Consider the following 26372-nt stretch of genomic DNA (forward strand, 5'->3'; position numbering starts at 1 on the left):
CACCCGCACCGCTCCCCACCGCTCCCGGAGCGTCGGCATCAGCGGCATCGCGAAGAACCGCCGCGGCCTGCTCATCGGCGGCGCGGTGCTCGGGGCGGGAGGAGACCGACGCGGCGTCCGCGGCCGTCGCGGCCCCGTCGCTCCGTCCGCCCTCGATGTAGTGGGGGACGAACTCCGCCAGGTCGCCGGTGATCAGGCCGCTCGTCTCGCGCACGTCGATGCCGGCCGGGGTCTCGCCGACGATCCAGCTGCCGATGACGACGGTCTTCCCGTCGACCCGGGCCAGCTCGGCGCGCTCCTGGTGGATGAAGCCCTCCGCGCCGTAGCTGCCGCCGTTCTCGGCGACGACCGAGCCGTCGGCGTCGAGGACCGTCACGTTCGCACCCTCGCGGCCCAGGCGGGGCTTGCGCACCTGCGCGGTGCCGGGCAGCGGATGCACGGAGGCGGGCAGCAGGTTCGGGTGGCCGCGGAACATCTCCCACAGCACCACCAGCAGCTGCTTGTTGCTGAGCAGGAGCTTCCACGCCGGCTCGACCCAGCGGGTGCGCTCGCGCCGGTCGAGGAGCAGGCCGCCGAACTGCTCGCCGAGCATCCACTCCCACGGGTACAGCTTGAAGACGTGCCGGATCGGCTCGCCGTCGCCGTCGAGGAAGCCGGCGCCGTCGAGCTCGTAGCGGATGTCCTCGACGAAGATCAGCTTGGGGTCGAAGCCGGCCTGCGCCGCGGTCTCGGCCATGTAGGCGACGGTGTCGGCGTCCTCGACGATCAGCTCGCCGTCTCCGGAGTCGTGCAGCGACGCGAGGTGCAGGCGGGCGCCCTCGTCGAGGCTCCATCGCTCGAGGCGGAGGTGGCGCCACTGCTCGACGAGCTGCTCGTGCAGGCTGTTGAACTGGTCGGCGTCGGGCCCCTTCGTCTCGACGAGCCACTGCCACTGGGCCGCGGCCGTCTCGACCAGCGAGGTCGGGGTGTCGGCGTTGAACTCGAGCAGCTTCACTGCGCCCGCGCCGTCGTAGGCGAGGTCGAAGCGGCCGTAGACCGTGGGGTCGTCCTCGTCCCAGGAGGTGCGCACCAGCTCGTGGAAGCGGGGCGGGATGCCGAACTCGGCGAAGCGGCCCTTCCGCACGACGAGCTCGCACGCCTCCATGCAGAGGTCGAAGAGCTCGGAGGTCGTGCGCTCGAGCAGGTCGATCTCGGCGGGCTCGAAGGAGTAGGCCGCGGACTCGTTCCAGTAGGGGCGGCCGCCCTCGGAGGGGAGGTCGTAGAAGCTGAATCCGATCTCGTCGCAGCGGGTTCGCCAGTCCGGTCGCGGAGTGAGGGTGTGTCTGCGCATGGTGTCCGGCAAGTGTAGGTCGGGCGTCCGCACGAGGGCAGGGGGTGGCGCCGTCCTCCGCGCTAGCCTCGACGGGAGCGAAAGGCCGTGCCATGACCGCACCCCTCCCGCTCGCGGGCGTCCGCGTCCTCGAGCTCGGCAACTTCATCGCGGCGCCCACGGCGGGTCGGCTCCTCGCCGACTTCGGCGCCGAGGTGATCAAGGTGGAGCGGCCCGGCACGGGGGACGAGCTGCGCCGCTGGCGGCTGCACGAGGGGTCCGAGACCTCGCTCCTCTTCCACACGATCAATCGCAACAAGCGCTCGATCGTGCTCGACCTGCGCACGGACGAGGGGCGCGACGCCGTCCGCCGCCTGGTCGCCGAGTGCGACGTGGTGCTCGAGAACTTCCGGCCCGGCACGCTCGAGCGCTGGGGGATCGGGCCGGACGTGCTCGACGAGGCCCGGCCCGGCATCGTGATCGGCCGGATCTCCGCGTTCGGGCAGACCGGCCCGCTGGCGGCCCGCCCCGGGTTCGCGGCCGTCGCGGAGGCGATGGGCGGGTTCCGCGAGCTCGTCGGCGACCCGGACCGGCCGCCCGTGCGCGTCGGCGTCTCGATCGGCGACTCGATCGCCGGGCTCTACGCGGGCTACGGAGTGATGATGGCGCTGTTCCAGCGCGAGACCCGCCGCTCCGCGGGGCTGGATCCGGCACCGCTGGCGGAGCGGGTCGTCGACGTCGCGCTGCACGAGGCGATGTTCTCGATGACGGAGTCGCTGATCCCCGACTACCAGGCGCACGGCATCCTCCGGGAGCGCGTCGGCGGGCGGATGGAGGGCATCGCCCCGACCAACGCCTACACGTGCGGCGACGGGGCGAGCATCGTGATCGCGGGGAACGCGGACGCGATCTTCCAGCGGCTGATGGCGGTGATCGGCCGCGCCGACCTGGGCGAGGATCCCGCGCTCGCCTCGAACGAGCAGCGCTGGGCCCGGCGCGACGAGCTGGACGCGGCGATCGGCGCGTGGACGGCGGGCCGCACGGCCGCGGAAGCGCTCGGGGTCCTCGACGACGAGGGCGTCCCCTCCGGCCCGATCTACACGGCGGCCGACATCAGCGCGAGCGAGCAGTACGCGGCGCGCGACATGATCCAGCCCTTCGACGTCGAGGACGCCGGCGGCACTCTGCGCGGCGTGGGCTTCCCGGGGATCGTGCCGGTGCTCGGCGGACGCTCCCTCCCCATCCGCTCGCTCGCGCCCGATCTGGGCCAGGACACCGAGGAGGTGCTGGGGATGCTCCGGCGCACCGATCCCGCTGCTGCTCCAGCCGCCGCTGCCGCTGCCGAGGAGGCCGGCCGGTGACCGCGCTCGCCTCCGCGCGCCTGCGCGACGTCACCCTCCGCGACGGCCTGCAGCTCACCGGCAAGCTCCTGACCACCGAGCGCAAGGTCGACCTCGCGCGCACGCTGCTCGCCGCGGGGGTGCCCGAGCTCGAGATCGGCTCGCTCGCGCGCGGCGACCTCGTCCCTCCGATGGCCGACACCCTCGACGTCATCGCCGCGCTCACCCCTGAGGAGCTGGAGCGGTGCTGGGTGTGGGTCGCGACTCCGCGCCACGTGGAGCGCGCGGCCGCTGCGGGGGCGCGCCGCTTCCAGTACTGCTTCTCCGCGTCGGACTCGCACAACCTCGCCAACGTCGGCCGACCGACCGAGGCGAGCCTGGCCGCGATGCCGGAGGCGGTCGCGCTCGCCGAGAGCGTCGGCGGGCGGATCCAGCTGTGCATCGCCACCTCGTTCACCTGCCCGTTCGAGGGTCCGGTCGACCCGGAGCGCGTGCTCGCGATCGCGCGCGATCCGCGGGCGGAGGGAGCGGCGGACGTGGTCGTCTGCGACACGCTCGGGCAGGCGCACGCCGGCCAGGTGGCGTCGCTCGTCTCGCGCGTGGCCGCGGAGACCCCGCCCCGCGAGATCGTGTTCCACGGGCACGACACCTGGGGCTCGGGAGTCGCGAACGCGATCGCGGCCGTGCAGGCCGGAGCCGCGGTGGTCGACGGCGCGCTCGGCGGCCTCGGCGGCTGCCCCTTCGCGCCGGGCGCCAGCGGGAACACCGCCACCGAGGACCTCCTGTTCGCCCTGCGCCCGGAGTGGTTCACGCCCGGCGCGCTCGCGGTCCTCGTCGGCGAGTCGGAGTCGCTGCTCGCGGAGCTCGGCGAGCCCGGCCGCTCGAAGGCCTCGCAGGGCGCCCGCTCGAACGCGCCGGCCTTCCCCTGGGCGCTGCCCGCCTGAGCAGTGCCCTCTCGAGGCCGCCGGTCCGACGCGTCACGAACGGTCGCTCCGGGGCTCGGATGACGACCGTTCGCGACGCATCGCCCGAGCGCGGGGCGGAGGAGCGCGGCGGAGCGGCGCGTCAGCGCGCGAGCAGTGCGGTGAGGCGGGCGCGCTCGCCGCGGAGGACGTCGGCCAGGAGGACGGAGCCGGGGGCGGCGAGCCAGCGCTCGAGGGAGACGTCGAAGAGGGCGGAGGCGGTGAGCGCGGCGAGCGCGGCGTCCTCGGGCGAGACTCCGGCGTCGACGAGGGCGGAGCGCATGCTGTCGGCGAGGGCGGCCGACTTGAGGAGCTCGCGCTCGCGCAGCTGCGGCTCGGAGCGCACGACGGCGCGGCGCGCGGCGATCCCGGCGCGCCAGGTCTGGAGCTCGTCGGCGGCGGCCTCGAGGCCGTGCATCAGGAGCGCCATCGTGTCCAGGCCCGCAGGGGCGTCGGCGAGCAGGCGGCCGACGATCTCGGGGAACTCGCGCTCGCGGAGGAAGAGGACGTCGCGCTTGTCCGCGAAGTGGCGGAAGAAGGTGCGCGTGGTGAGTCCGGCGCGCTCCGCGATCGCGGGGACGGTGGTGCCCGCGTAGCCGTGCTCGGCGAAGAGCTCCATCGCCGCCTGCTCGAGGCGGAGGGCGGCGTCGGGGGCCCAGCGTGACATCCGCCCAGAATAGCTGACGACACGACCTGTCATCAGGAGTAGGGTGACGACACGTCCTGCCATCACTTCCGACTGGAGCCGCCCGTGCCCGAGAACACCGCCGCCCTGCTGACCGCCCCGCGGGCCGACCTCGTCGTCCGCCCCGCTCCGATGCCCGTCGCCGGACCGGGGGAGGTCCTGCTGCGCAACCGCGCCCTGGCCGTGAACCCGGTCGACGAGATGAAGCAGTGGACGGGCGACCTGATGTTCCGGTGGGTGCCCTACCCGGCGGTGCTGGGGGAGGACGTGGCCGGAGTGGTCGAGGCGGTCGGTTCCGGAGTGACGCGCTTCGCCGTCGGCGACCGGGTCGTCGCGTACGCGGTCGGGATGGAGCGCGGGCGCCGGAACCGCGACGAGGGCGCCTTCCAGGAGTACACGGTCGTGCGCGAGGACCTGGCGGCGCCGATCCCCGACCGGATGGGCTTCGAGGAGGCGGCGGTGCTGCCGCTCGCGGTCTCGACGGCGGCGACGGCGCTGTTCCAGCGGGACCACCTCGCCCTGCCGCACCCGAGCGTCCCGGTCCGCCCGACGGGCAGGACGGTCGTGGTCTGGGGCGGGACGACGAGCGTGGGGAGCAACGCGATCCAGCTCGCCGTCGCCTCCGGGCACCGGGTGGCGACGACCGCGTCACCCCGCAACCACGAGCGGATGCGCGAGCTGGGCGCCGAGATCGTGCTCGACTACCGCAGCCCCACCGTCGTCGCCGACCTGGTCGCGGCGCTCGCGGGCCACGAGGTCGCGGGGGTGCTCGCGATCGGCACGGGCTCCGGTGCCCCGTCGGTCGCTGTCGCCGCGGCCACCGGAGCGCGACGCGTCGCCCTGGCCAGCCCCTCCGTCTCGTTCGGCTCGCTCCCGCGGCGGCGCGGTCTCAGCGCCGCGTTCGTGCGGACGATGCTGCGCGTGGTCGGCGGCACCGCGGCGCTGCAGATCGCGGCCCGGCGCCACGGCATCCGCGCCCGCTTCGTCTGGGGCGGCTCGCTGATGACGAACGAGGTGGGGCCGATGCTGTGGCGCGACCACCTGCCGACGGCGCTCGCCGAGGGCCGCCACGTCTGCGCCCCCGCACCCGAGGTGGTGGGCGAGGGGCTCGCCGCGCTGCAGCCCGCCCTCGACCGGCTGCACCGGGGCGTGTCGGCGGTGAAGCTGGTCGTCCGGCTCTGAGGTGGCGCTGCCGCCGCCCGCCCGAGCCGTGCCGCGGAGTGGCCGCTGCGCCGGGGCCTCGGTATCGTGGCGCGCTCCGACGCGACCCGAGGAGACCCCGTGATCCGCCGCACCGCCCCCGGAGCCGCCGCGCTCCTCCTGCTCGCCCTGACCGGCTGCTCCGCCGGGTCGTCGCCTGCGGCGTCTCCGGCCGCCACCCCGGAACCGGTCGGCGGCCTCGGGGTCGCCGTCTCCGCGCTCTGCGAGGCCGGCTCCGATCCTCAGTGCGTCCCAGTCGGCGGGCAGGACGTCCTCGTCGATCCCGAGGACTTCACCCGCGCGGGCGTCGCGGCGGTCGAGGCCGATCCGGGCGCAGGAGTCGTCGACGTCCGGTTCGACGAGGCGGGCGCCGCCCTCCTGCGCCGCGGCTCGCAGGCGGCGATCGACGAGGGGGCCGACGCCCGGCTCCTCCTCCGCGCGGGCGACCGGGTCGAGTCGGCGCTCTCCGTGATGCAGCCGATCGAGGGAGACACCGTGCAGATCGTGCCGGCGGAGGGCGACGCGCAGGGGCTCGTCGACCGGATCCTCGCCGGCTGACGCGCCCCCTAGGATCGCCGCATGGCGAAGGGGATCCGCACGCAGCGCACGCAGGCGCTCCTCCTCGCCCAGCCCTGGGCCCTCTCGCTGGTGAGCGCCGTCTTCGTGGCGGGGATGCTCTGGCTGGCGGCGGATGCGGGCTGGGATCTCGGCGCCGTCGTCGGCGGCGGACGGCGGCACGCACCGCTGTGGCTGGTGCTCCTGCTCGGCCTGCCGCTGTTCGGCGCGGGAGTGGTGCTCGGCGCGGTGCGGCAGGTGCGGCTCCTGCAGCGGCCGGCGGAGCCGCCGATCCCGAGTCCGGAGGCGGAGCGGCTGCGGCGCGAGGCCGCCGGCTGGCTCAGCCGGCGCGATGGCGAGCGGGCGGCGCCGGACCGGACCGGCGGCGCTGGGGGAGGCGCCGGCAGCACTCCGGACGGCATCCGCGGCGCTCCCGGTGGCACGGACGACCCGCGGGACGAGGACCGCTGACCGCGCCTCAGAGGTGCAGCATCCCCCAGTCGATGATCACGGCCAGCGCCGTGTAGGCCGCGGCCACTGCTCCGACCGCCTTGCCCGCGCGGTCCAGGTCGGCCTGCGGATCCGGTCCGGCGTCGGCGACGACCCGGAGCAGCGCTCCGACCAGCGCGATCAGCGTGATCGCCAGGATCCAGACTTTGAGCGACGCGTGCGGATCGACGTGCGCGAGCGTCAGCGCGACGACCGGCACCGCCACCACGAGCACCGACGCCAGCACCAGGAGGCAGCCGCGCCGGGTGAGGCCGGTCGGTCCGAAGGAGCCACCGCGCATCCAGGCGCGCACGCGCTGCCTCCGCGAGGGGGGCGGCCCGCCGGCGGAGTCCGCGTCGGTCGAGGGACCCCAGTCCTGTGCCGTCGTCATCGCGCGGTGCCGGAGCGGTCGGGAGTCGGGCTGGGCCGCATCGGGTCCTCCAGGAGACGAGGGGGCGCGTCGGACGGCAGTGCCGACCCCTCAGTCTCGGGAGTGCATCCGGCAGCGGCAAGCGCCTCTTCCGGACATGTCCGGAAGAGGACGCTCAGGCCCGTCCCTGCAGGATCAGGTTCCAGTACACCCACGGGAGGACGCGGCGGTCGGCGAGGTAGGTGAGGCGCCGCTCCTTCGCCAGGCCCGTCCAGAAGGGGACGGTCGGCTTCGGGCGGTAGCGGTCGTCGAACTCGGCGAACACCACGCTCGAGCGCGAGACCACGAAGGGGCAGACGGAGTAGCCGTTGTAGACGCGGGGGAGCGGGCGCCCCTTCTGCGCGGCGACGAGGTTCTTCGCGAGCGTGGTGGTCTGCTGGCGCAGCGCTCCTCCGGACTTCGAGTTGACCGCGGCCGCCGCGTCGCCGAGCGCCCAGACGTCGGGGAACCGCGGGTGCCGCAGGGTCAGCGGGTCGACCTCGACGAACCCGCCCTCGTCGCCCTCGGCGGCCAGTCCGGTGCCGGCCAGCCAGTCGGGGGCCGACTGCGGAGGCACGGCGTGCAGCACGTCGTAGGACAGCGTCTCGCGCGGGCCGTCGGTCGAGCGCCGTGCGCGGTCGGGGCCGGGGAGCGCGGTCGCGCGCTCGTCGACGGCGAGGACGACCCGCCGCTCGGCCGCGTCGACCTCGACCAGCTCGCGGCCGTAGCGGACCTCGATCCCGTACTCCGCCACCTTCCGCTCGAGCTCGGAGTCGATCAGCGGCATCCCGAACAGGGTGGGGGTGGGCACGACGAGCACGACGCGGATGCGGTCGAGGACGCCGGTCGCGCGCCAGTAGTCGCAGGCGAGGTACATCGGCTTCTGGGAGGCGCCGGAGCAGGTGCCGGGGCCGCCGGGCTGCGTGAAGACGACGGTGCCGGAGCGGACCTCGCGGAGCACCTGCGACGCCTTGCGGGCGTACTCGTACTCGTAGTTGGACACTCCGAACGGCGAGTCCATCGCCTCCTGGAGCCCGGGGACCGCCGCCCAGTCCTTCTGGATGCCGGGGCAGACGACGAGCTGCCCGTAGCCGACGCGGCGGCCGGAGAGGAGGGCGACCGTGTGCGCGACCGGGTCGATCGTCTCGACGCGGTCCTGGATCCAGACGACCCCCTTCGGCGTCACAGAGCCCTGGGGCCGGGTCGCCGCGGAGGCGGGTGCCGTGCCTCCCGCGACGTGGGAGAGCATCGGCTGGTAGACGTGGGTCGACCGGGGCTCGATCACCGCGACGTCGTCCACTCCGGAGCGCCGCAGCCGCCCCGCGGTCGAGAGCCCGGCGTTGCCGCCGCCGATGATGAGGACGTCGTGGCGGGCCGCGCCGGGATCGGTCATGGCCTCACCCTAGGGGCGCGCCGGGGTGCACGGACGGGCTTGCGCGGACCCGCGGAAGGGGGTGCGCTCGGAGCGCCCCGGGACGGCGATCCCGCACGGCCGCCCGGCCGGCGTCAGGCCGCCTCGAGCGCCTGGATCGCGGTCCTCGCGGTCGCACAGGGGTAGGAGTCGTACCCGTCGTGGGCGTCGAAGGCGCGGCACTCGGCGCAGCGCAGGCGCACTCCGGCGCCGCCCTCGAGGACACGCTCGGGGCGGTGCCCGTGCAGGATGACGGCGAGGCTCGCGACGAGGGGGTCACTGCTCACCAGTGCGCTCCGCAGCGCCTCCGACCGGCGGCGGAGGTAGTCGTCCGCCACGGCGTCGATCGACTGCTCGGGGAGGTCCGGCTCGGGCCAGGAGGCCGGCCGCTCGACGGGCAGGTCGAGCTCGTCGAAGCCCATCGACCAGTCCGGGAAGCGGCGCTGCTCGTGCACGCTGGTCCAGACGGTGACCACGCCCTCGTGCCGCGGGTCGGCGAGGATCCGCGCGTAGAGCGAGCGCACGTCCGACTCCTCGCCCTCGAGCAGCTGCATCACGCGGCGGCCGCGGAAGACGAGCATCCCCGAGACGCCGTGCTCGACGTTGTTGCGGCGGCTCGTCTCGAGCAGCCGGCGGATCTCGCCGGAGCCCAGGTCGCGGTCGAGCGTGCTGACGTAGACGACGGTGAAGACGAGGGAGTCGCGCCGCGACGGGCGCTCGACGAGGTGGAGGGTCGCGGGGGAGTGGGCGCCGGTCTCGGGTTCCATCAGGGCCGCGACCTCCGGGAACTCGAGCCAGATCAGGTCCTCCGGGGCGCTCGGCTCCACGGCGGTGACCGCCGGGACGGCGTCCAGCCACTGCGTCCGCTGGCGGAGGTCGGCGGCGACGGCCTTCTCGTCGAGCCCGGGCAGGAGGCCGGCGGCGCCGGAGACGACGAGGCTGGTCGCGGAGTTGAGCAGCAGCGTCACGACCGTCGCGTGGCCGTCGCCGGCGAGGACGGGGAGCTCGACGCTGTCGGTGCGGCCGTGCGCGGCGAGCCCGGAGGCGTAGGAGACGAGTGCGTCGGCGACCGCGTCCCCCACCTGGAAGGTCGCGCCGGCGTACTGGATCTGCTTCATTCCTCCACGATGCGCCTGCGGCGGATCCACGGGTAGGGGTATCGGTGCCGGAGGGAGCGTGCAGGGGTCGCGGCTGCTCCTGCCGAGGAGCACGGAGCGGCGGGACCGCGCCCGGTCGGCCGTCAGCGATCGCCGGGCCGCTTGCGCTCAGAACGCAGGAGGACCGTGCTCCTGCCGACGAGAACACGCGCATCCGCGGCCCGGATCGCGCATCCTCCCTGAATCGTGGACGAGACCGGCCGTCTCCCGGGCCCGGAAGGTACCGTTGAGCCGTGCCCCTGACCCTTCCTCCGCTGAGCCGCGCTCGCGCGCGCGACGCCGCGGCGTACCCGACCCGGCTGCTGCTGACCAAGCGCGCCTCGGGGACGAACGGATGGCTCAGCTCGTGGGGGACGAACGCGCACGGCGAGATCGCCGGCTGCCCGCCGCCGCGCGGCTGACCCGCGACCGCCCCTCCTCCGGAGCCCGCGGCCGCGTCCCCGCGCTCACCCACTCCTCCGGACGGAACCCCTCATGCCGCACCAGCCCCTGCCCGCCGATCAGGCCCCCCACTCGATCTGGCGGGGTCTCCGCCAGACCCTCCAGAAGGACACGGTCGGCGGAGCGTTCCTGCTCACCGCGACCCTCCTGGCCCTGATCGTCGCCAACAGCCCCGCGTCCGCGCTCTACAGCGCGGTCCGCGACTTCCGCTTCGGCCCCGAGGCCCTGCACCTCGAGCTGAGCGTCGGGTCGTGGGCGGCCGACGGCCTGCTCGCGATCTTCTTCTTCGTCGTCGGACTGGAGCTCAAGGAGGAGTTCGTCGCCGGCAAGCTCCGCGACCCGAAGACCGCGCTGGTGCCGATCGTCGCAGCCGTCGGCGGCGTGGCCGTCCCCGCCCTGATCTTCACCGCGGTGAACCTGCCCCGCGGAGGAGCCGCGTTGGACGGCTGGGCGATCCCCGCCGCCACCGACATCGCCTTCGCGGTCGCGGTGATCGCCGTGGTCGGCCGCTTCCTCCCGCCGGCGCTGCGGACGTTCCTCCTCACGCTCGCCGTGGTGGACGACCTCATCGCGATCACGATCATCGCGGTGTTCTACACCGCCGGCATCGACGTGCTGATGCTCCTTCTCGCGCTCGTGCCGCTGACGGTCTTCGCGGTCTGCGTGCAGCGCGGCGTGCGCGCCTGGTGGGTGCTGATCCCGCTCGGAGTGGCGACCTGGGCGCTCGTGCACGCCTCGGGCGTCCATGCCACCGTCGCGGGCGTGCTGCTCGGTTTCACCGTGCCGGTCGTCGCGTCGAGGCGCGCCCGGGTGCAGGTGGGGTCGGATGCGGAGGGGCGCCCCGTCTACGACGGCCTCGCCGCGCACTTCGCCGACCGCTGGAGCGTCCTCTCGACCGCGGTCGCGGTGCCGGTCTTCGCGTTCTTCTCGGCCGGAGTGACGGTCGGCGGAGTCGCGGGCCTGGTCGACTCGTTCCAGGACTCGATCGCCGTGGGCATCATCGCGGGCCTCGTGCTCGGCAAGCCGCTCGGCATCGCCGGGAGCACCTTCCTCCTGACCCGGTTCCGCGGCATCGGCCTGGATCCGTCGCTGCGCTGGGTGGACGTCATCGGCATGGCGTTCGTGGCCGGCATCGGATTCACGGTGTCGCTGCTCGTCGGCGAGCTGTCCTTCGGCGCGGGCAGCGAGTCCGACGACCACGTGAAGGTCGGCGTCCTGGCCGGGTCGTTCCTCGCGGCGGTCATCGGAGGCGCGATCCTCTCGGTCCGCAACCGCCACTACCGCCGCCTGCAGGGCTGACGGCCGCGGGATCTCGAGACGCCCGCTGCTCGATCGGCGTGCGCCTCCTGCTGGTCGAGCAGCCGCCGCAGGCGGCGTACCGAGACCCGCGCGGCTCAGCCGTGCATGCTGTGGACGACCGCGTGGCCTCGGCCGCGGGCGATGAGCAGGCGGTTCACCGGGGTCGTGACGACGAAGGCCAGGGCGAGGGCGCCGGCGAGCGAGCCCCAGAAGAGGCCGGACGAGAGGCCCGCGTCCATCGCTCCGGGGATCGCGAGCACCACCGTGTTGTCGACGACCTCCATCACGGCGATCGAGACGGTGTCGGCCGCCAGCGCGATGCCGACGGCGGCGCGCCACGTCACTCCGGAGCGGAGCACGCCCCGCAGCGTGAGCGCGTAGCCGAACACGAATGCGAGGACGATCGAGAGGGCGACCGTCGCCAGGGCGGGCAGCCCCAGGGCGGAGCCGATCACCATGCCGAGCACCTCGCCGATCGCGCAGCCGGTCAGGCAGTGCAGGGTCGCGAGGGCGGCGGCGCGCCAGGTGGTCGGGTGGTGGTGGGCGTGGTCGGTCATGGTGTCTCCTCCGGTTCGGTCCAGGGGAGTGCAACATACCCCCGGGGGGTATATTCCCGACCCGTTCGTCGGAGTCTCCTCCGGCTCCGCGGGCCCGCGGGCCGTTCGCCCGGGTCCGCTACCCTCGCCCCGTGCTCCTCCGAGCACCACCCCTCGACACCAGGAGCCCCGATGGCCGCCCCCACCGTCCTCTTCGTCTGCATCCACAACGCCGGCCGCTCGCAGATGGCCGCCGGCTACCTCCGCGCGCTCTCCGGCGGCGCCGTCGAGGTCCGCTCCGGCGGCTCCGAGCCCGGCGACAGCATCAATCCGATCGCGATCGAGGCGATGGCGGAGGAGGGCATCGACATCTCGCAGGCCGTCCCGCAGCTGATGACCACCGAGCAGGTCCAGGCCTCCGACGTCGTGATCACGATGGGCTGCGGCGACGTCTGCCCCGTCTTCCCCGGCAAGCGCTACGAGGACTGGGACCTCGCCGACCCGAAGGGCCGACCCCTCGAGGAGGTCCGCTCGATCCGCGACGACATCAGGGCCCGCGTGCAGGCGCTCGTCGCGGAGCTGCTGCCCGCCTGACCCGACCCGACGCGGTCCGGTCGCGTCAGCGTTCGGCGGGAGGCGGGAACGCCCGCCCGACCGGAGGAGGGCTCGCCGGGAGCGCCGCTCGCGCCCGGTGCAGGAAGACGGCGGTCATGACGACCCGAGCACGGGCCGGCGACGAGTCGAGCGGGCCGATCAGCTCCTCGATCCGCGCGAGGCGGTCGTAGAGGGTCTGCCGGCCTATGCCGAGCGCGGCCGCCGTCGCCGTCTTGCTCCCCCACAGCGACGCGTAGGCCTCGAGAGTGGTGAGCAGCTCGCCGCGCTGGGCGCGCAGGGGCCCGAGCACCTCCTCGACGAGGTCGTCCGCCTCCGGATCGTCCTGCAGGGAGCTCGCGAACCGCTCCAGGCGGTACTGGCGCGAGTCGACGACTCCGCCCGCGGGCGCCCACTCGCGCGCGCCGCGCACCTCCGCCAGCTCCCGAGGCACCCGCTCCTGTCCGCCGAGCCCGCTGCCGACGCAGAGCAGCGCGTCCGAGTCGAGCGCCGCGCCGAGGCGCAGGAGCTCCGCGCGGCCGGCCTCCATCGCGGCGGCGGTGGCGAACGGCAGCAGCGCCAGCAGCTCGGAGCCGACCACGCAGAGCACCGGGCCGGGATCCGCTCCCGCGCCCGTCAGGAGGCGGAGGAGAGCGCGGAGCCGCCGGTCGTCGTGACCGGTGTCGGCCCGGACGCCGAGGTAGCGCTCCCGGGATCCGGCGCCGAGCCGGCCGAGGAAGGCGTCGATCTGGAGGTCGGCCGCCGGGTCCGCGCGCGACCGATCGGCGGTGGCGATCGCGAAGAGCTGAGCGGTCAGCCGCTCGGTGACCGACGGCGGACGGTGCCGGAGCACGGCGATCGCGAGGACGTCCGGCGCCCGGTCGAGCGCGACGGCGACGGCGTGGAGGTCGGTGTCGGCGTGGGCCCGAAGGTGCAGGGTCCCCAGGAGGGACTCGCCCGCGTGCAGCACGTTCGAGAAGGTCCCGGCCGTCGGCTCCGTGTCGGCCTCCGGCCCGGGCGAGGCGCGGGCGATCTCCTCGCCCGTGAGCGAGACGAGCGAGGCGGAGGCGCCCGTCGCGGTGGCCACGACCTGCAGGAGCTCGTCGACGCCGGCGTCCCCGGAGGCGGCGTCGGCCAGCAGGCCGGACACTCTGTCCGCCAGCCGGATGCTCCGGAACTTCTGCTCGGTGAGGTGGGTGTTGATGCTCTCGCAGACCTGCACGAAGGGGACGCGCCGGGGCAGGGCGAGCACGGGCAGGCCGAGCTCGTCGGCCGCCGCGACGATCGGCGGCGGCACCGCGGGCAGGCGCGGCGAGAGCTCGAGAGCGAGGGCGCCGACTCCCGCGTCGACCAGCGACCGCACGTACTCGCGGCACTCCGCCGGGTCCTGGTCGGTCGAGAGGAGCGCGCCCTCCATCAGGAGCAGCTCGCCCCCGAGGAGGAGGGGCGCGATGTCGAGCTGCTCGCTCGTGTGCGCCCAGCGGATCACGGCGCGCTCGGCGGCCGCATGCCCCGCGGCCACCACCGGGAGCATGGCGGCGAGGCGCGGATCCCGCATCGCGTCCGACAGCAGGTAGGCCATACAGAACGTCCTCTCACGTCACGGCGAATTTACACGCGGACGCGCCGCCCGAAACGGGTCCGCACGAGAGTGGAGCCTCACCGGGCGCCCCGCCCTCCCCTTCATCCCCCTCCCCGAGAGGATCCGCCATGAGCACCGACACCCTGCACGGCACCGCCGACGCCGAGGACGCGCTGAGTCCCCTGCCCGACTCCCGACGCACCGCCCGGCTCGACGGGCAGTTCTGGATCTGGGCCGGCGCCAACATCGCCCCCATCAACTGGGTGCTCGGCGCCCTCGGCGTGAACATGGGCCTCGGCCTGGCGGACACCGTCACCGTCCTCGTGCTCGGCAACGTCGTCGGGATGGCGGTGTTCGGCTTCTTCGTCCTCCTCGGCCAGCGGACGGGGGCGACCGGGATGCTCGTGGGACGGGCGGTCTTCGGCCGGCGCGGCAACTACGTCCCGGCCGCGATCCAGGCCGTGGTCGTGATCGGCTGGTGCGCCATCAACACCTGGATCGTCCTCGACCTGGTCATCGCGCTCCTCGGCTCCGTCGGCGTCGTCGATCCGGAGCAGGCGAACGTCGGCTGGAAGATCGCGGTGGCGGCGGTGATCATGGCGGTGCAGGTCGCGATCTCCTTCCTCGGCTATCGCGCGATCGCCGCCTTCGAGCGCTGGACCGTCCCGCCGACCCTCCTGGTGCTGGCGATCATGTCGGTCGTCGCCTGGTTCTTCCTCGACATCGACTGGTCCTACGCCGGCCCCGCGGAGGGCGCGCTCACCGGAGGCGACCGCATCGCGGCCATGTCCATCGTGATGACCGCCATCGGCATCGGCTGGGGCCTCACCTGGCTCGCCTACGCCGGCGACTACTCCCGCTTCGTCGGGCCCCGCTCCTCGAAGCGCAGGCTCTACCTCGCCAGCGTCCTCGGCCAGTTCATCCCGGTGGTCTGGCTCGGCGTCCTCGGCGCGACCCTCGCGACGAAGAACGGCTCCGTGGACCCCGGGGAGCTGATCGTCGAGAACTTCGGCGCCCTCGCGATCCCCGTGCTGCTCCTGGTGGTGCACGGTCCGATCGCGACCAACGTCCTGAACATCTACTCGTTCGGCATGGCGACCCAGGCCCTCGACATCCGGCTCGGGCGCCGTGCGCTCAGCCTCATCGTCGGCGTGCTGGCCTTCGCGGCCGCGGTGTTCTTCGTCTTCCAGGACGACCTCGCCACCACGCTCGACGCGTGGCTGGTCGGCCTCGTCGGCTGGGTCGCCCCGTGGGGCGCGATCGTGCTGGTGCACTACACGGTGTTCGAGCCGCGCGTCCGCTCCTTCGGGCACCTGTTCGCGCCGGTCGGCTCGCCTCTGCTGCCGGACGTCCGCTGGCGGGCGCTGCTCTCCTTCGCGATCGGCGCGACCCTGACCTGGCTGTTCATGAACGGCTCGGTGCCCGCCCTGCAGGGTCCGGCCGCGACCGCCCTCGGCGGCGTCGACGTCTCGTGGCTCGCGGGCGGAGTCTCGGCCGGCATCGCCTATCTCCTGCTCGGCCGGGACGCTCCCGCCTGGGTCGAGCGCCGGGAGTCGGCCGCGCCGGTCGCCGCCCAGCCCGAGCCCGTCCGCGGCTGAGCCCGAGCCCCTCCGCGGGCCGGCCCCGTCCGCGAGCCGGCCCGCCCCGTCCCACCCCGCACCACGAACGGAACCGCCATGCCCCTCTTCCTCTCCGACGCCGCCGTGATCACCATGGACCCGGTCTCGGGCGCCGTCCCGATCACGGCGAGCATCCGCATCGTCGACGAGCTGATCGTCGCGATCGGCCCGGGCCTCGTCCCCGAGCCGGGCGACGAGGTGATCGACGGGCGCGACCGCCTGGTCGTCCCCGGCTTCGTCAACGCCCACACCCACTCGTGGGAGTACCTCTACAAGGGCCGCTACGACAACCTGCCGCTCGAGCTGTGGATGCTGCTGTCGTACCCGATCCTCGGGAACAGCCGCGTCGCTCCGGATCTGGTGCGGCTGCGCTCGTCGCTCTTCGCCCTCGAATCGCTGAAGGCCGGGGTCACGACCCTGGTCGACGACGTGCTCGAGAACCCGGACCAGGACGCGGAGCAGCTCGCCGCCGTCTTCGACGCGTACGACGAGATCGGCGTCCGCGCCAACATCTCGGGCCACGTGATCAGCAGGCCCTTCCACGAGACCATGCCGTTCCTCGAGGAGTACGTGCCCGCGGAGATCCTCGACCAGGCGCGGTCGGCGTCGCGCCCGACGACGGAGGGCTACCTCGCCTTCAGCCGCGAGGCCTTCGCGACCCAGCACGGGAGGGGAGGCGGGCGGCTGCGCTACATGGTCGCCCCGTCCGCTCCTCAGCGCTGCGGGCCCGAGCTGCTGGTCGGTGCGACCGAGCTGGCGCTCGAGCACGGGGCGGAGTGCCACATCCACGTCCTCGAGACGAAGACGCAGCTGGTGACCGGCGAGCTGGCCTACGGCTCGACCCTGGTCGAGTACATGGAGCGGATCGGCGCGCTCTCCCCGAACACGACCTTCGCCCACGGGATCTGGCTCACCGACTCCGACATGGAGCGGATCGCGGCCGCGGGCACGTCCGTCTCCCACAACCCGATCTCGAACCTCAAGCTCGGCTCGGGCATCGCCCCGTGGCGCGCGCTGCACGACGCGGGCGTGAACCTCGGCCTCGGGACCGACGGCTGCTCGAGCAGCGACTCGCCGCGCATGCTCGACGTCGTGAAGGCCGCGGCGCTCCTGCACAAGGTCACGGATCCGGACATCGCCACCTGGCCGACCGTGTCCGAGGTCCTCACGGCCGGCACGATCGGAGGCGCGCGCAGCGCCGTGCTCGACGACGTCACCGGCAGCATCGAGGTCGGCAAGCAGGCCGACCTCGTCGTCTACGACCTGGAGACGCTGAACTTCACTCCGCGTCAGCGGCTCGAGAACCAGCTCGTCTACTCCGAGAACGGCTCGTCGATCGACACCGTGATCGTCGCGGGCCGGGTCGTCGTCTCGAAGGGCGTCTCGACGACCGTCGACGAGGCGGCCCTCCGCGCGGATCTCGCCGCGCAGCTGGGGGAGATCGTGGCGTGGCAGGACTCGCTGGACCGCACGAACGGCGTGCTCACGGAGCCGTTCCGGCGGATGTACGAGCGGGCGATGCGGCACGACGCCCCCGTCGACCGCTTCAGCGGCCGCCGACTGGCCTGAGGGCGCGCCGGCTCCCGGCGGACTCCCGGCTCGGCACGCGGACGGGCAGGGGCGCGGCTCCAGTAGGTTGCGCACATGAGGTGGCGAGCGGGAGCGGTGGCGGTGCTCGTCCTCGCGATCGCGGGGTGCACGCCGCAGCCCGGTCCCGGGCCGACCAGGGGGCCCTCGACCGCTCCTGTCTCCGGCCCGGTCGTCGGCGGCTACGGCGATCTGCACGTCGCGCCCGACGGCACGATGATGTTCTGCTACTCCGACCCCGACCCCGGATTCACGGGCATCTGGCGCGAGTGCCAGGACGGGATCCGCACCGAGGGCGTCGACCCGGCCGCGATCGACGCGACCCTCGGCGAGACGGCGACCGCCGATCCGGGCGGGCACCGGTGGGTCGGCGCCGCGGGCGGGAAGCGCACGACCGAGGACGGCACGGCTGTCTACACCGTCTTCCTCGCGGGGACGCGCACCGACGACGCCTTCACCGTGACCGCGGTCGGCGAGGGGTCCTCCCGCGTGCCGTCCGAGTACCAGGAGCTGCAGCCGGGCGTGCCGGGCGGGTTCCTGGTGCGGCTCGAGCCGATCGCGGCGCCGGACGGCAGCGGTCCCGACGGCGGGTCGGAGGCGCCTGCCGCGTCGGAGTCGCCCGTTGCGTCGGAGGCGCCCGGCGCGTCCGATCCGGCGAAGGCGCCCGCCGCGCCCGGCACCACCGATCCGTCCGAGCCCGCCGGCTAGAGCGGTCGCGGCCGGTACCGCTCGATCAGCGCGTCGAAGAGGCCGTTCATCCGCTCGTCGACCACGCGGCGCGACTCGTCGGCGTCGTACCACTCCACGATCTCGCGGGCGCCGTCGCTGAAGCGCACCGAGGGGGAGTAGGCCGGGACGAGGCGGCGGATCTTCGCGTTGTCGAACACCATCGAGTGCGCCTTGTCGCCGATGATCCCGGCACCGAGCTCGGGGTCGGCCGCGGCGATCGCGTCGGAGGCGACGTGCACGAGGCGCGGCTCGACTCCGGCCGCCGCGGCGAGGCAGCGGTGGATCTCGTCCCAGGTCGGCGTCTCGTCGCCGGTGATGTGGAAGGCCTCGCCGATCGCGGCGGAGGCGCCGAGGAGCCCGACCAGGCCGACGGCGACGTCGTCGGCGTGCGTGAGCGTCCAGAGCGAGGTGCCGTCGCCGAGGACGACCACCTCCTGGCCGCGGCGCATCCGGTCGACGACGGTCCAGCCTCCGTCGACGGGCAGCGCGGTGCGGTCGTAGGTGTGCGAGGGGCGGACGATCGTGACCGGGAAGCCGCTGCGGCGGTACTCGGCGACGAGGAGGTCCTCGCAGGCGATCTTGTCCTGCGAGTAGCCCCAGAAGGGATTCCGCAGCGGCGTCGACTCGGTGACGGGCAGGCTCCGCGGCGGCTTCTGGTAGGCCGAGGCCGAGCTGATGAAGACGTACTGGCCGGTGCGGCCGGTGAAGAGGTCGACGTCCTGCTGGACGTGGTCGGGGGTGAAGGCGACGAAGTCGATCACCGCGTCGAAGCTCCGGTCGCCGAGCGCGGTGGTGACGGAGTCGGGGTCGCGGCCGTCGGCCTGCACCTCGCGGACGCCCTCGGGCAGCGGGCGGAGCGACGTCCGCCCCCGGTTCAGCACGGTCACGTCGTGGCCGAGCCGCAGCGCCTCGCGGACGCAGGCGGCGCTGATGATGCCCGTCCCGCCGATGAACAGCACGCTGAGCGACATGGATCCTCCTCCGGCGGCGCCCGCGGCGGACGCCTCCCGACCCGATTCCCGCACATCGGGGCGCCGCGCGCGAGTCCCTTGACCCGGCTACCGCTCGACGGGACGGGGCCGCCCGTCCTCCGGCGCCCGCCCGAGGAGCGCTTCCGGGGCGGCGGCGACCGGCGCCTCGGAGGCCGCCGCGGCCGACGTCCGCTGCTCGATCGAGCGGCCCCAGGCCGTGCCCGCCAGGATCAGCGCGATGCCGAGGAAGCCGATCGGCGCGATCGGGTCGCGGGCGAGCGCGACTCCGACGACCGCCGCCCACACGGGCTCGGTGCCCAGCAGCAGGCTGACCCGGGAGGGGGAGGTGCGGCGGACCGCCCAGGTCTGCACGAGGAAGCCGAACACGGTGCAGACCAGGACGAGGTAGAGGAACAGCCCGGCGCCCACGGGGTCGAGCCCCGCGACGTACTCGGGCATCGGCACGCCGACGACGAGCGACGCGGCGCTGAACACGACGGCGCAGGTGCCGAGCTGCACCGTGGTCAGGCGGAGGGAGTCCATCGGCGCCCGGGCCGAGAGGCGGTGCATCGACGTGACGTGCACGGCCCGCACGACGGCGGCGCCGAGGATCAGCAGATCGCCGGGGGAGAGCGGGCGGAGGGCGCCGTTGCCCGCGAGCAGCGCGACTCCGACGACCGCGACGAGGCACGCGAGCAGGAAGCGGCCCGGGAGCCGGCGCTTCGAGACGGCGGAGTCGAGGATCGGCGTGATCACGATCGTCAGGCTGATGATGAGGCCCGCGTTGGTGGCGGAGGTGCCGGCGATGCCGTAGGTCTCGAGCGCGAAGATCGTCGCGAGCAGGGCGCCGATGGTGACGCCGACCCGCCACTCCGCCGCGGTGATCCGGTGCCGCCGTGCCGCGACGATCACGGCCAGGCAGAGGGCGGCGAGGGTCATCCGGGAGCCGAGCAGCGCCATCACGCTCGAGTCGGTGACGAGCTCTTTCGCCGCGAAGTACGTCGAGCCCCAGGAGGCGGCGACCACGAGCAGGAGGAGGTCGACCCGGAAGCGGGAGAGGAGAGCGCGCACGGCTCATGGTGGCGGCAGGGAGACCCGCAGGACAAGACGGCGTCTTCTTCGCCGACGCGTAAGTTGGAACTCATGGAACTGGGACAGCTCAGAGCGCTTCGAGAGCTCGGAGAGCGCGGGAGCATCGCCGCCGTGGCCGCCGCGATGAGAGTGTCGCCCTCCTCCGTCTCGCAGCAGATCAGCGCGCTGCAGCGCCGCACGCCGGCGGCGCTGACCTTCCGCGACGGGCGCCGGACCGCGCTGACCCCCGCCGGTCGCGCTCTCGCCGCGGCGGTGGTCGAGGTCGAGGTGGCGCTCGAGCGGGCGGCCCGCGCGGTCGCGGACTTCGAGGGGGAGCCGAGCGGGACGGTCTCGGTCGCCGCCTTCCACAGCGCGGGGCTGGCGATGTTCGGCCCGCTGCTGGAGGCGCTGCGAGCACCGGGCCGGCCGGGCGTCGCGCTCGCCGACTTCGACGTGGCGCAGAGCGCCTTCGCCGGGCTGACCGCGGATCACGACCTGGTGATCGCGCACCGGCTCGCCGGCAGCGCCGAGTGGCCCGGGACCGTGCGGTCGACGCCCCTCCTCTTCGAGCCGCTCGATCTCGCTCTCCGCCGCGACCATCCGCTCGCCGCGGCGGACGTCGTCCGCCCCGCCGATCTCCGCGACGAGGAGTGGGTGGCGGTGCACGAGGGCTTCCCCCTGGAGCGAGCCATCGACGCCATCGCGGTCCTCGCGGGCGGCGACGCGCGCATCCCGCACCGGATCAACGACTTCCTGGTCGCGGCCGCGGTGGTCGCGGCGAGCGACGGCGTCGCGCTGCTGCCGCGGTACACGACCGACCTGCGGCGCACGCCGGAGGTGGTCCTCCGGCCGCTCGGGATCCCGGGGCTCGGCCGCCACATCGACTGCCTCGCCCGGCCCGAGACGCTGGAGCGCTCGGCCGTGCGGGTCGTGCTGGAGCAGCTGACCGGGATCGGCGCGGGGCTCGCCGCCGCGCCGTAGCATCGTGCCGTGCGCCGCCTGATCGAGACCACGGCCGGAGACCCGGCCGCCACGGCCCTCTTCGCCCTGCAGGAGGCCGACCTCCTCGCCCGCTACGGCGGCGACGACACCGGTCCGCGTCCTCCGGCGGACGCCCCGACCCTGCTGCTCGAGATCGACGGCGGGCTCGTCGGCTGCGTGGCGCTCGCGGTCGAGGACGGCATCGGCGAGATCAAGCGGATGTTCGTGGTGAGCGCTGCACGGGGCCGCGGGCTCAGCCGGGTGCTGCTCGCCGGCGTCGAGCGGCTGGCGGCGCGCGAGGGCGTGGAGCTGCTCCGCCTGGTGACCGGCACGGAGCAGCCGGAGGCGATGGCCCTCTACGCGAGCGCCGGCTACGACCCGATCGCGGGCTACGGCTACTGGGGCGACGAGCCGAACTCGCGCTGCTACGCGAAGACGCTCGGGACGCTGCCGGCCGACCCGGGCTGAGGTCGGCGGACGCCTCCAGCGGGCGTCGTCGTCCGCTGATGCGGGGTCCGCGACGTCCTGGTGCCGCTGCTCGGTGCTGCGGGAGAACCTCCAGAAGGTGAGGCCCTGGCGGCGCGACGCGCCGTGTCCGGGCGACGTTCGCGCCAGAGCGGCCTCGGAATGCCCGGGTTCTCGCGGGCAAGGCGACTCTGTCGGAGCAGCGCGGGCATCCTCCCGCGCCTCTCACCCGACTCTGCCCCCGACACCCAGGGGTGCACGACGACAGAAGGACTCCGATGCAGACCGAAGACACCAGCACCCCGACCGGCGGATCCCCCCGCCTCACCGAGCGACGAACGGTGGTGAGGGGCGCGGCATGGGCGGTGCCCGTGGTGGCAGCCTCGATCGCTGCCCCGATGGCCGCGGCCTCCACCACTCCCCAGTGCGCCCTGCAGGACGCGCAGCGCATCGACGCCACCTCGACCACCGCGCTCGCGGCCCGCACGATCGCCGTTCCCGCGGGCACCCAGTGGGTCCGCTTCACGGTGGTCGGCGGCGACGGCGGCGGAAACCGAGAACCCTCGGGGGCCACCCTCAGCGGCGCGCGGGTCACGGGCACCATCCCCGTCGACGCGCTCGGCGGAGCGTCCGAGATCGTCCTCACCGCCGGATCGGCCGGCAGCACCCAGGCCGGGGGTCGCGGACTCGGCAACGGCGGGGCTCCGGGGACACCGGGCTACTTTCTCACCGGAGGAGGGGGCGGGGCCAGCGGGATCACCGCCGCGGGCTCCCTGCTCGTCATCGCGGGCGGCGGCGGTGGCCAGGCGGTAGTCATCAGCTCGAACGACTTCACGCGATCGTTCCCCGCCGGACCGAACGCGGCGTCCGGAGGCCCGGTCGGCGGCTCCGGCTTCGACGGCGGGGCCTCGCGCACCGACAGCCGCACCGGCTCCACCGGACAGGCCGTGAGCACGGGCGGAACGCAGACCGGGCCGGGGCAGCCCGGTGTGACGACGGTGAACGTGACCGAGACGGTTCTCGGCAGCCCGGGCTCCGGGCGCGACGGCGGCGCCGGCGCCCCGAGGACGCCCTCGAGCCAGCAGAGGAGCTACGGGTCCGGTGGCGGTGGCGGCGGCTACTTCGGCGGTGCCGGCGGCGGCACCTCCCTGTGGCTGCGCGGTGGCGGTTCCTACGCGGCCAACTCTGCGAACGGCGGCGGCGGCAGCAGCTTCGCCGCGTCCGGCGTGACCGTCGAGAGCTCCCAGGTCGACACGCGTTCCGCGACGATGGGCTACGTGGAGGTCGCCTTCTTCGTCTGCGCGTAGCGCCGGCGCGAAGGCCTGACGGGCTCCCGGGACCCCCCGCTCCGGCGTGCGGTCACGGGAGCCCGTCGTCGTCACCGTCCGCTCCACCGTCGTCACCGTCCGCTCCACGCCCTGCCCGTCCTCCTGATGCCCGTACTGATCATACCAGTATGGGCGGAACGGCGCTGGAGCTCACCCCTCCTGCGGCTCCGCGCCGTCGTGCTGGAGGCGCACCAGGACGCGGCGGAGGTGCATCGCCGCGAGGACGCCGGGCCCGAGGGTCCGGGAGGTCGCGGCCGTCCGCTCGTCGACGACCTGCACGAGGTGCCGGATCGCGCGGGCCGCGCCTCCGATCGCCCGGTGCGCGGCGGGGGAGCCGGCGTCGTCGCGGTCGATCGCGTCGGCGACCGCCCGGCAGGCCTCGCTCAGCGGCGGGCCGAGCGCCGGATCGAACGGGAGCGCGCCGGGCCGCTCCCAGATGGTGTCCGCGAGGGCGCCGCTGAGGTCGCGGACGTGGAAGAGGATCGCGTCGAGCGTCTCGAGGCGGAGGTGGTCGGGCCGGGAGTCGCGGCGGTGCAGCAGCGCGCGCGGGTTGCCCTTGCGGCTCTCGTCCGCCTCCGCGAGGGCCGCGCGGACCTCCTCCGCCGTCCGGGCCAGCTCCTCGCCGTTGCGCGCCCACGCCTCGTGCTCGGGCGGCCACGTCTCCTCGAGCGCGGCGGCCAGTTGGCGCAGGTGCTCCGCGAGCTCGCGCTGGAACGCGTCGATCCGGGCGGACGCCGCCTCGACGGTGAGCCCGGGGGCGACGACCACGTTCACCAGCAGCCCCACCACCACGCCCACGGCCATCTGCACGAGGTAGCCGAGGGAGTAGTCCTCGGCGTCGGCCCCGCCGATGATCAGGACGAACAGCGCCGCCATCGGCACGTACTCGCGGCCCGCGCCGAACCAGCCCGTCCCCGAGAGGACCACGCCGATCCCGACCACGAGTGGGATCGTCCACCAGGTCGGGCCGACGGTGACGATCACGAGAGCCGCGAGGCCGATGCCGGCCGCGAGTCCGAGCAGGGTCTGCAGCCCGGTGCGGACCGAGCCCATCAGCGTCGGGTACATGCTGACGAGGGCGCCGAGCGGCGCGTAGTACGGGTACTGCTCCGCGACTCCGGGAGCGAGCGGCGCGACGGCCCAGGCGATGCCGACCGCCAGCGCCGTCTTGAGCGCGAGCATCAGGCGCGAGCCGGTGACCGCCTCCCGCCAGGCGAGGGCGGCGCGGGGCGTCCGGGTGCGGGGCATCCCGGCACCTTAGGCGAGCGGTGCGGTTCGTCTCTCCCCTCTTGACACCGGCGGCGGGGGTGCGGGGCGGCGGCTCGGGGCGGCGGTGCTGTTCATGAAGGAGGAAGAACGTCCGATCCGGCTCTCCCAGCCCGCGCCGTTCCGCGGGGCGCCGCGAATCGTTCCTGAGTTGTGAACGCGACCGGGGGTCCGCGGGCGGCGTGAGGCGATGTCACCCCCGCTCACGGGGACCGTTGAGTTTGCACAAACGCCCTGTTACCGTGAACAAATCGTGTAGCGGGCGGCGTCGGAGATCTCGAAGTGGAGGTCGCGCCGGATCCTGCGAGGCACGGCCAGTCCTTCTCCGAGGTCCACCGGGCTTCTCTCCGTGGCGTCCTCCGGCGCCTCTCCGGAGCCCCTTCGCCCCCGGGGGCGCGCCGCTCACGGTGCGCCTCCGGGCCCCACGCCGCCCCCTGACGATGGAGTCACGATGACGACCGCACCGACGCTCGCCGACGTAGAGCGCCCCCGACCCGCGGGGCTCCGGCGCCGGCTCACGGCCGGACTGCTGATCCTGCTCGCCGCGGTCGTGGCCCTGCCCTTCACCGCTGCCTCGCCGGCCGTCGCCCTCGGCGAGCCGACCTTCACGAACCCGATCGCGCCGGACACCGCCGACCCGACGATCGAGTTCCACGACGGCAACTACTACATGGTCGCGACGACCTGGGACAACCGCGTCGTGATGCGGAAGGCGCCCACTCTCGCGGCGCTCGGCACCACTGCCCCGACCACCGTGTACACCGACACGAACCCCGGCCGGAACGCCAACATGTGGGCGCCCGAGCTGCAGCGGCTCCAGGGTCCGAACGGCTGGCGCTGGTACCTCATGTACACGATGGGGACCGCGGGGAACTTCGACGGCCAGCACCTGCAGGTGATCGAGAGTGCCGGGGACGACCCGATGGGCCCGTACACCTACAAGGGGCGCCCGGTGCCGACCGACCGGTGGAACATCGACGGCGCGTACCTGGAGCTGAACGGCGAGCTCTTCATGACCTGGTCGGAGTTCCAGCCCGGGAACGGCCTCCAGAGCAACTACATCGCCCGGATGTCGGACCCGTGGACCGCGACCAGCACCGGCAACGTCCTCTCGGAGCCGGTCGAGCCGTGGGAGACCATCGGCATGCCCGTCAACGAGGGCCCGATCCCGCTGCAGAAGGACGGCCGCACCTGGATCGTCTACTCGGCGAGCTTCTGCGGCACCGAGGACTACCAGCTGGGCACCCTCGAGTACGACGGCACCGGCGACCCGGTGCTCGCCTCCTCCTGGACCAAGAGCGACGGACCCGTCTTCTCGAAGGCGAACGGCGAGTACGGCACCGGCCACAACGACTTCTTCGACTCGCCCGACGGCACCGAGACCTGGAACCTGTACCACGCGAACCCCGGCCCGAACGACGGCTGCGGCCGTCAGCGCTCGGCCCGCGCGCACCTCGTCGAGTGGACCGCGACCGGCGAGCCCGACTTCGGCGCTCCGCTCGGCACCGCGGCCCGCATCCCCGTCCCCAGCGGCGAGAACGCCCCGATCACCGCTCGCGTCGAGGGCGCCCCGTGGCAGCTCGTCAGCCGCAGCACCGGCCTCTGCGCCACCGTCTCCTCCGCGCAGAGCGGCGACGGCGCGGGCGTCGTGCAGGGCTCCTGCTCGACTCCGCGCGCGAACTGGATGCTCGACGCGACCGGCGAGGGCACCCTCCGCGTGATGAACGCGTCGAGCGGCAAGGCGCTCGGACCGGTCGGCTGCGCCACCGGCACCGCCGGTCTCCAGCAGTCCGCGTGGCTCACCACGAGCTGCCAGCAGTGGACGGTCGCCCCGGCCACCGGCGGCTACTCGACCCTGACGAACCGCACCAGCGGCAAGCTGCTGGAGGCGTCCGGCTCGACCGTCCGCCAGGCGGCCGCCACCTCCGCCGCGGCTCAGGAGTGGGTGCTGCGTCCCGCCGGGCCCGTCGCCGTCACGTCCTTCGTGACCGGCAAGTCCTTCGACCTGCCGAACTGCTCCACGGCCGACGGCGCCCTGCTCCAGCAGCAGGACTGGCTCGGCTCGCCCTGCCAGCGCGTCACCTTCGGCTCCGCCGCCGACGGAGCGCTCGAGATGCATCCCGTCTCGGCCGCCGCCAAGTGCCTCGCGGTCACCGGAGGCTCCACCGCCGATGGCGCGACCGTCACCCAGGGCGCGTGCAACGTCTCGGGCAGCAGCTGGCGCCTCCGCCCGGGCAACGACGGCACCGTCGAGCTGCGGGCCGCGCACAGCGGCAAGGCGCTCGACCTCTCGAACTGCTCGGCGCAGAACGGCACGCGGATCGGGCAGTGGAGCGTCCTGAACAACGACTGCCAGCGCTTCCGCCTCTCGCTCGGCGCCCCGGCGTCG

The 26372-nt window shown here is 74.1% G+C and carries 25 protein-coding genes; 15 read left to right on the plus strand and 10 right to left on the minus strand.

Annotated features, from left to right (window positions below; translation table 11 throughout):
- A partial coding sequence (locus C5C24_RS14985) for a glutathionylspermidine synthase family protein (RefSeq protein ID WP_104305346.1) occupies positions 1-1330 on the minus strand: 1330 nt, incomplete at its 3' end.
- 92 nt (positions 1331-1422) lie between these two features.
- Here C5C24_RS14985 and C5C24_RS14990 point away from each other — a divergent pair.
- Positions 1423-2670: a CaiB/BaiF CoA-transferase family protein gene (locus tag C5C24_RS14990; protein WP_104305347.1), complete on the plus strand. Its 1248-nt coding sequence runs from the start codon at positions 1423-1425 to the stop codon at positions 2668-2670.
- Positions 2667-3593 (plus strand): hydroxymethylglutaryl-CoA lyase, encoded by a 927-nt coding sequence (locus tag C5C24_RS14995; protein WP_181135553.1) that lies wholly within the window; start codon positions 2667-2669, stop codon positions 3591-3593. The genes C5C24_RS14990 and C5C24_RS14995 overlap by 4 nt, the downstream gene beginning before the upstream one ends.
- Before the next feature lie 121 nt (positions 3594-3714).
- Here the strand turns inward: C5C24_RS14995 and C5C24_RS15000 are convergent, their stop codons facing one another.
- Positions 3715-4278, minus strand: a complete 564-nt coding sequence (locus tag C5C24_RS15000) for a TetR/AcrR family transcriptional regulator (RefSeq protein WP_181110179.1) — start codon at positions 4276-4278, stop codon at positions 3715-3717.
- Positions 4279-4362: 84 nt separating this feature from the next.
- On the opposite strand from C5C24_RS15000, the gene C5C24_RS15005 reads away from it, so the two are divergent.
- From C5C24_RS15005 to C5C24_RS18090, 3 genes are all read left to right on the plus strand, one after another.
- Positions 4363-5478 (plus strand): zinc-binding alcohol dehydrogenase family protein, encoded by a 1116-nt coding sequence (locus C5C24_RS15005; RefSeq protein WP_104281069.1) that lies wholly within the window; start codon positions 4363-4365, stop codon positions 5476-5478.
- A 99-nt stretch (positions 5479-5577) separates the two neighbouring features.
- Positions 5578-6054 (plus strand): hypothetical protein, encoded by a 477-nt coding sequence (locus C5C24_RS15010; protein WP_104281068.1) that lies wholly within the window; start codon positions 5578-5580, stop codon positions 6052-6054.
- Between the two features lie 21 nt (positions 6055-6075).
- Positions 6076-6522 carry a hypothetical protein gene (locus tag C5C24_RS18090; protein ID WP_104305348.1) on the plus strand — a complete coding sequence of 149 codons (447 nt, stop codon included), beginning with the start codon at positions 6076-6078 and terminating at the stop codon, positions 6520-6522.
- 7 nt (positions 6523-6529) lie between these two features.
- Here C5C24_RS18090 and C5C24_RS15020 read toward each other — a convergent pair whose 3' ends face one another.
- From C5C24_RS15020 to C5C24_RS15030, 3 genes are all read right to left on the minus strand, one after another.
- Positions 6530-6931: a hypothetical protein gene (locus tag C5C24_RS15020; RefSeq protein WP_146082640.1), complete on the minus strand. Its 402-nt coding sequence runs from the start codon at positions 6929-6931 to the stop codon at positions 6530-6532.
- A gap of 154 nt (positions 6932-7085) precedes the next feature.
- Positions 7086-8342 (minus strand): NAD(P)/FAD-dependent oxidoreductase, encoded by a 1257-nt coding sequence (locus tag C5C24_RS15025; RefSeq protein WP_104281066.1) that lies wholly within the window; start codon positions 8340-8342, stop codon positions 7086-7088.
- Between the two features lie 113 nt (positions 8343-8455).
- Positions 8456-9478 (minus strand): BLUF domain-containing protein, encoded by a 1023-nt coding sequence (locus C5C24_RS15030; protein ID WP_104275935.1) that lies wholly within the window; start codon positions 9476-9478, stop codon positions 8456-8458.
- 272 nt (positions 9479-9750) lie between these two features.
- Between C5C24_RS15030 and C5C24_RS18095 the strand changes: the two genes are divergently transcribed.
- Entirely contained in the window at positions 9751-9918 is a 168-nt protein-coding gene (locus C5C24_RS18095) for a hypothetical protein (protein WP_181135554.1), read from the plus strand.
- A gap of 73 nt (positions 9919-9991) precedes the next feature.
- Positions 9992-11257 (plus strand): Na+/H+ antiporter NhaA, encoded by a 1266-nt coding sequence (gene nhaA / locus C5C24_RS15035; protein WP_104305350.1) that lies wholly within the window; start codon positions 9992-9994, stop codon positions 11255-11257.
- A 95-nt stretch (positions 11258-11352) separates the two neighbouring features.
- Here the strand turns inward: nhaA and C5C24_RS15040 are convergent, their stop codons facing one another.
- Entirely contained in the window at positions 11353-11814 is a 462-nt protein-coding gene (locus C5C24_RS15040) for a DUF4396 domain-containing protein (RefSeq protein WP_104275933.1), read from the minus strand.
- Positions 11815-11985: 171 nt separating this feature from the next.
- On the opposite strand from C5C24_RS15040, the gene C5C24_RS15045 reads away from it, so the two are divergent.
- Positions 11986-12387: an arsenate reductase ArsC gene (locus tag C5C24_RS15045; protein WP_104222419.1), complete on the plus strand. Its 402-nt coding sequence runs from the start codon at positions 11986-11988 to the stop codon at positions 12385-12387.
- Between the two features lie 25 nt (positions 12388-12412).
- Here C5C24_RS15045 and C5C24_RS15050 read toward each other — a convergent pair whose 3' ends face one another.
- Positions 12413-13966, minus strand: coding sequence for a PucR family transcriptional regulator (locus C5C24_RS15050; RefSeq protein ID WP_104281063.1), 1554 nt, complete (start codon positions 13964-13966; stop codon positions 12413-12415).
- Between the two features lie 128 nt (positions 13967-14094).
- Here C5C24_RS15050 and C5C24_RS15055 point away from each other — a divergent pair, with 128 nt between their 5' ends.
- The 3 genes from C5C24_RS15055 (at position 14095) to C5C24_RS15065 (ending at position 17880) form a co-directional block, all read left to right on the plus strand.
- Positions 14095-15564: a cytosine permease gene (locus tag C5C24_RS15055; protein WP_104305351.1), complete on the plus strand. Its 1470-nt coding sequence runs from the start codon at positions 14095-14097 to the stop codon at positions 15562-15564.
- A gap of 78 nt (positions 15565-15642) precedes the next feature.
- Positions 15643-17154 (plus strand): amidohydrolase family protein, encoded by a 1512-nt coding sequence (locus tag C5C24_RS15060; RefSeq protein ID WP_104305352.1) that lies wholly within the window; start codon positions 15643-15645, stop codon positions 17152-17154.
- A 75-nt stretch (positions 17155-17229) separates the two neighbouring features.
- Positions 17230-17880, plus strand: a complete 651-nt coding sequence (locus C5C24_RS15065) for a hypothetical protein (RefSeq protein ID WP_146082641.1) — start codon at positions 17230-17232, stop codon at positions 17878-17880.
- Here the strand turns inward: C5C24_RS15065 and C5C24_RS15070 are convergent.
- Both C5C24_RS15070 and C5C24_RS15075 read right to left on the minus strand, forming a co-directional pair.
- Entirely contained in the window at positions 17877-18872 is a 996-nt protein-coding gene (locus C5C24_RS15070) for an SDR family oxidoreductase (RefSeq protein ID WP_104275928.1), read from the minus strand. The two genes, C5C24_RS15065 and C5C24_RS15070, sit on opposite strands and share 4 nt — an antisense overlap.
- Positions 18873-18959: 87 nt before the next feature.
- Positions 18960-19943 (minus strand): DMT family transporter, encoded by a 984-nt coding sequence (locus C5C24_RS15075; protein ID WP_219812888.1) that lies wholly within the window; start codon positions 19941-19943, stop codon positions 18960-18962.
- Positions 19944-20015: 72 nt separating this feature from the next.
- Between C5C24_RS15075 and C5C24_RS15080 the strand changes: the two genes are divergently transcribed.
- From C5C24_RS15080 to C5C24_RS15090, 3 genes are all read left to right on the plus strand, one after another.
- On the plus strand, positions 20016-20924 hold the full coding sequence (locus C5C24_RS15080) for a LysR family transcriptional regulator (RefSeq protein ID WP_104275927.1): 909 nt from the start codon (positions 20016-20018) through the stop codon (positions 20922-20924).
- 9 nt (positions 20925-20933) lie between these two features.
- Entirely contained in the window at positions 20934-21392 is a 459-nt protein-coding gene (locus C5C24_RS15085) for a GNAT family N-acetyltransferase (RefSeq protein WP_104305354.1), read from the plus strand.
- A 275-nt stretch (positions 21393-21667) separates the two neighbouring features.
- Positions 21668-22696: a hypothetical protein gene (locus tag C5C24_RS15090; RefSeq protein WP_146082642.1), complete on the plus strand. Its 1029-nt coding sequence runs from the start codon at positions 21668-21670 to the stop codon at positions 22694-22696.
- A 171-nt stretch (positions 22697-22867) separates the two neighbouring features.
- On the opposite strand, the gene C5C24_RS15095 is transcribed toward C5C24_RS15090, so the two are convergent.
- A complete protein-coding gene (locus tag C5C24_RS15095) occupies positions 22868-23965 on the minus strand; it encodes an aromatic acid exporter family protein (RefSeq protein WP_104281057.1) in 1098 nt (365 codons plus the stop codon).
- A gap of 469 nt (positions 23966-24434) precedes the next feature.
- On the opposite strand from C5C24_RS15095, the gene C5C24_RS15100 reads away from it, so the two are divergent.
- A partial coding sequence (locus C5C24_RS15100) for a family 43 glycosylhydrolase (RefSeq protein ID WP_104305355.1) occupies positions 24435-26372 on the plus strand: 1938 nt, incomplete at its 3' end.

It is taken from the genome of Rathayibacter sp. AY2B3 (genome assembly GCF_002931755.1).
Taxonomy (GTDB): Bacteria; Actinomycetota; Actinomycetes; order Actinomycetales; family Microbacteriaceae; genus Rathayibacter.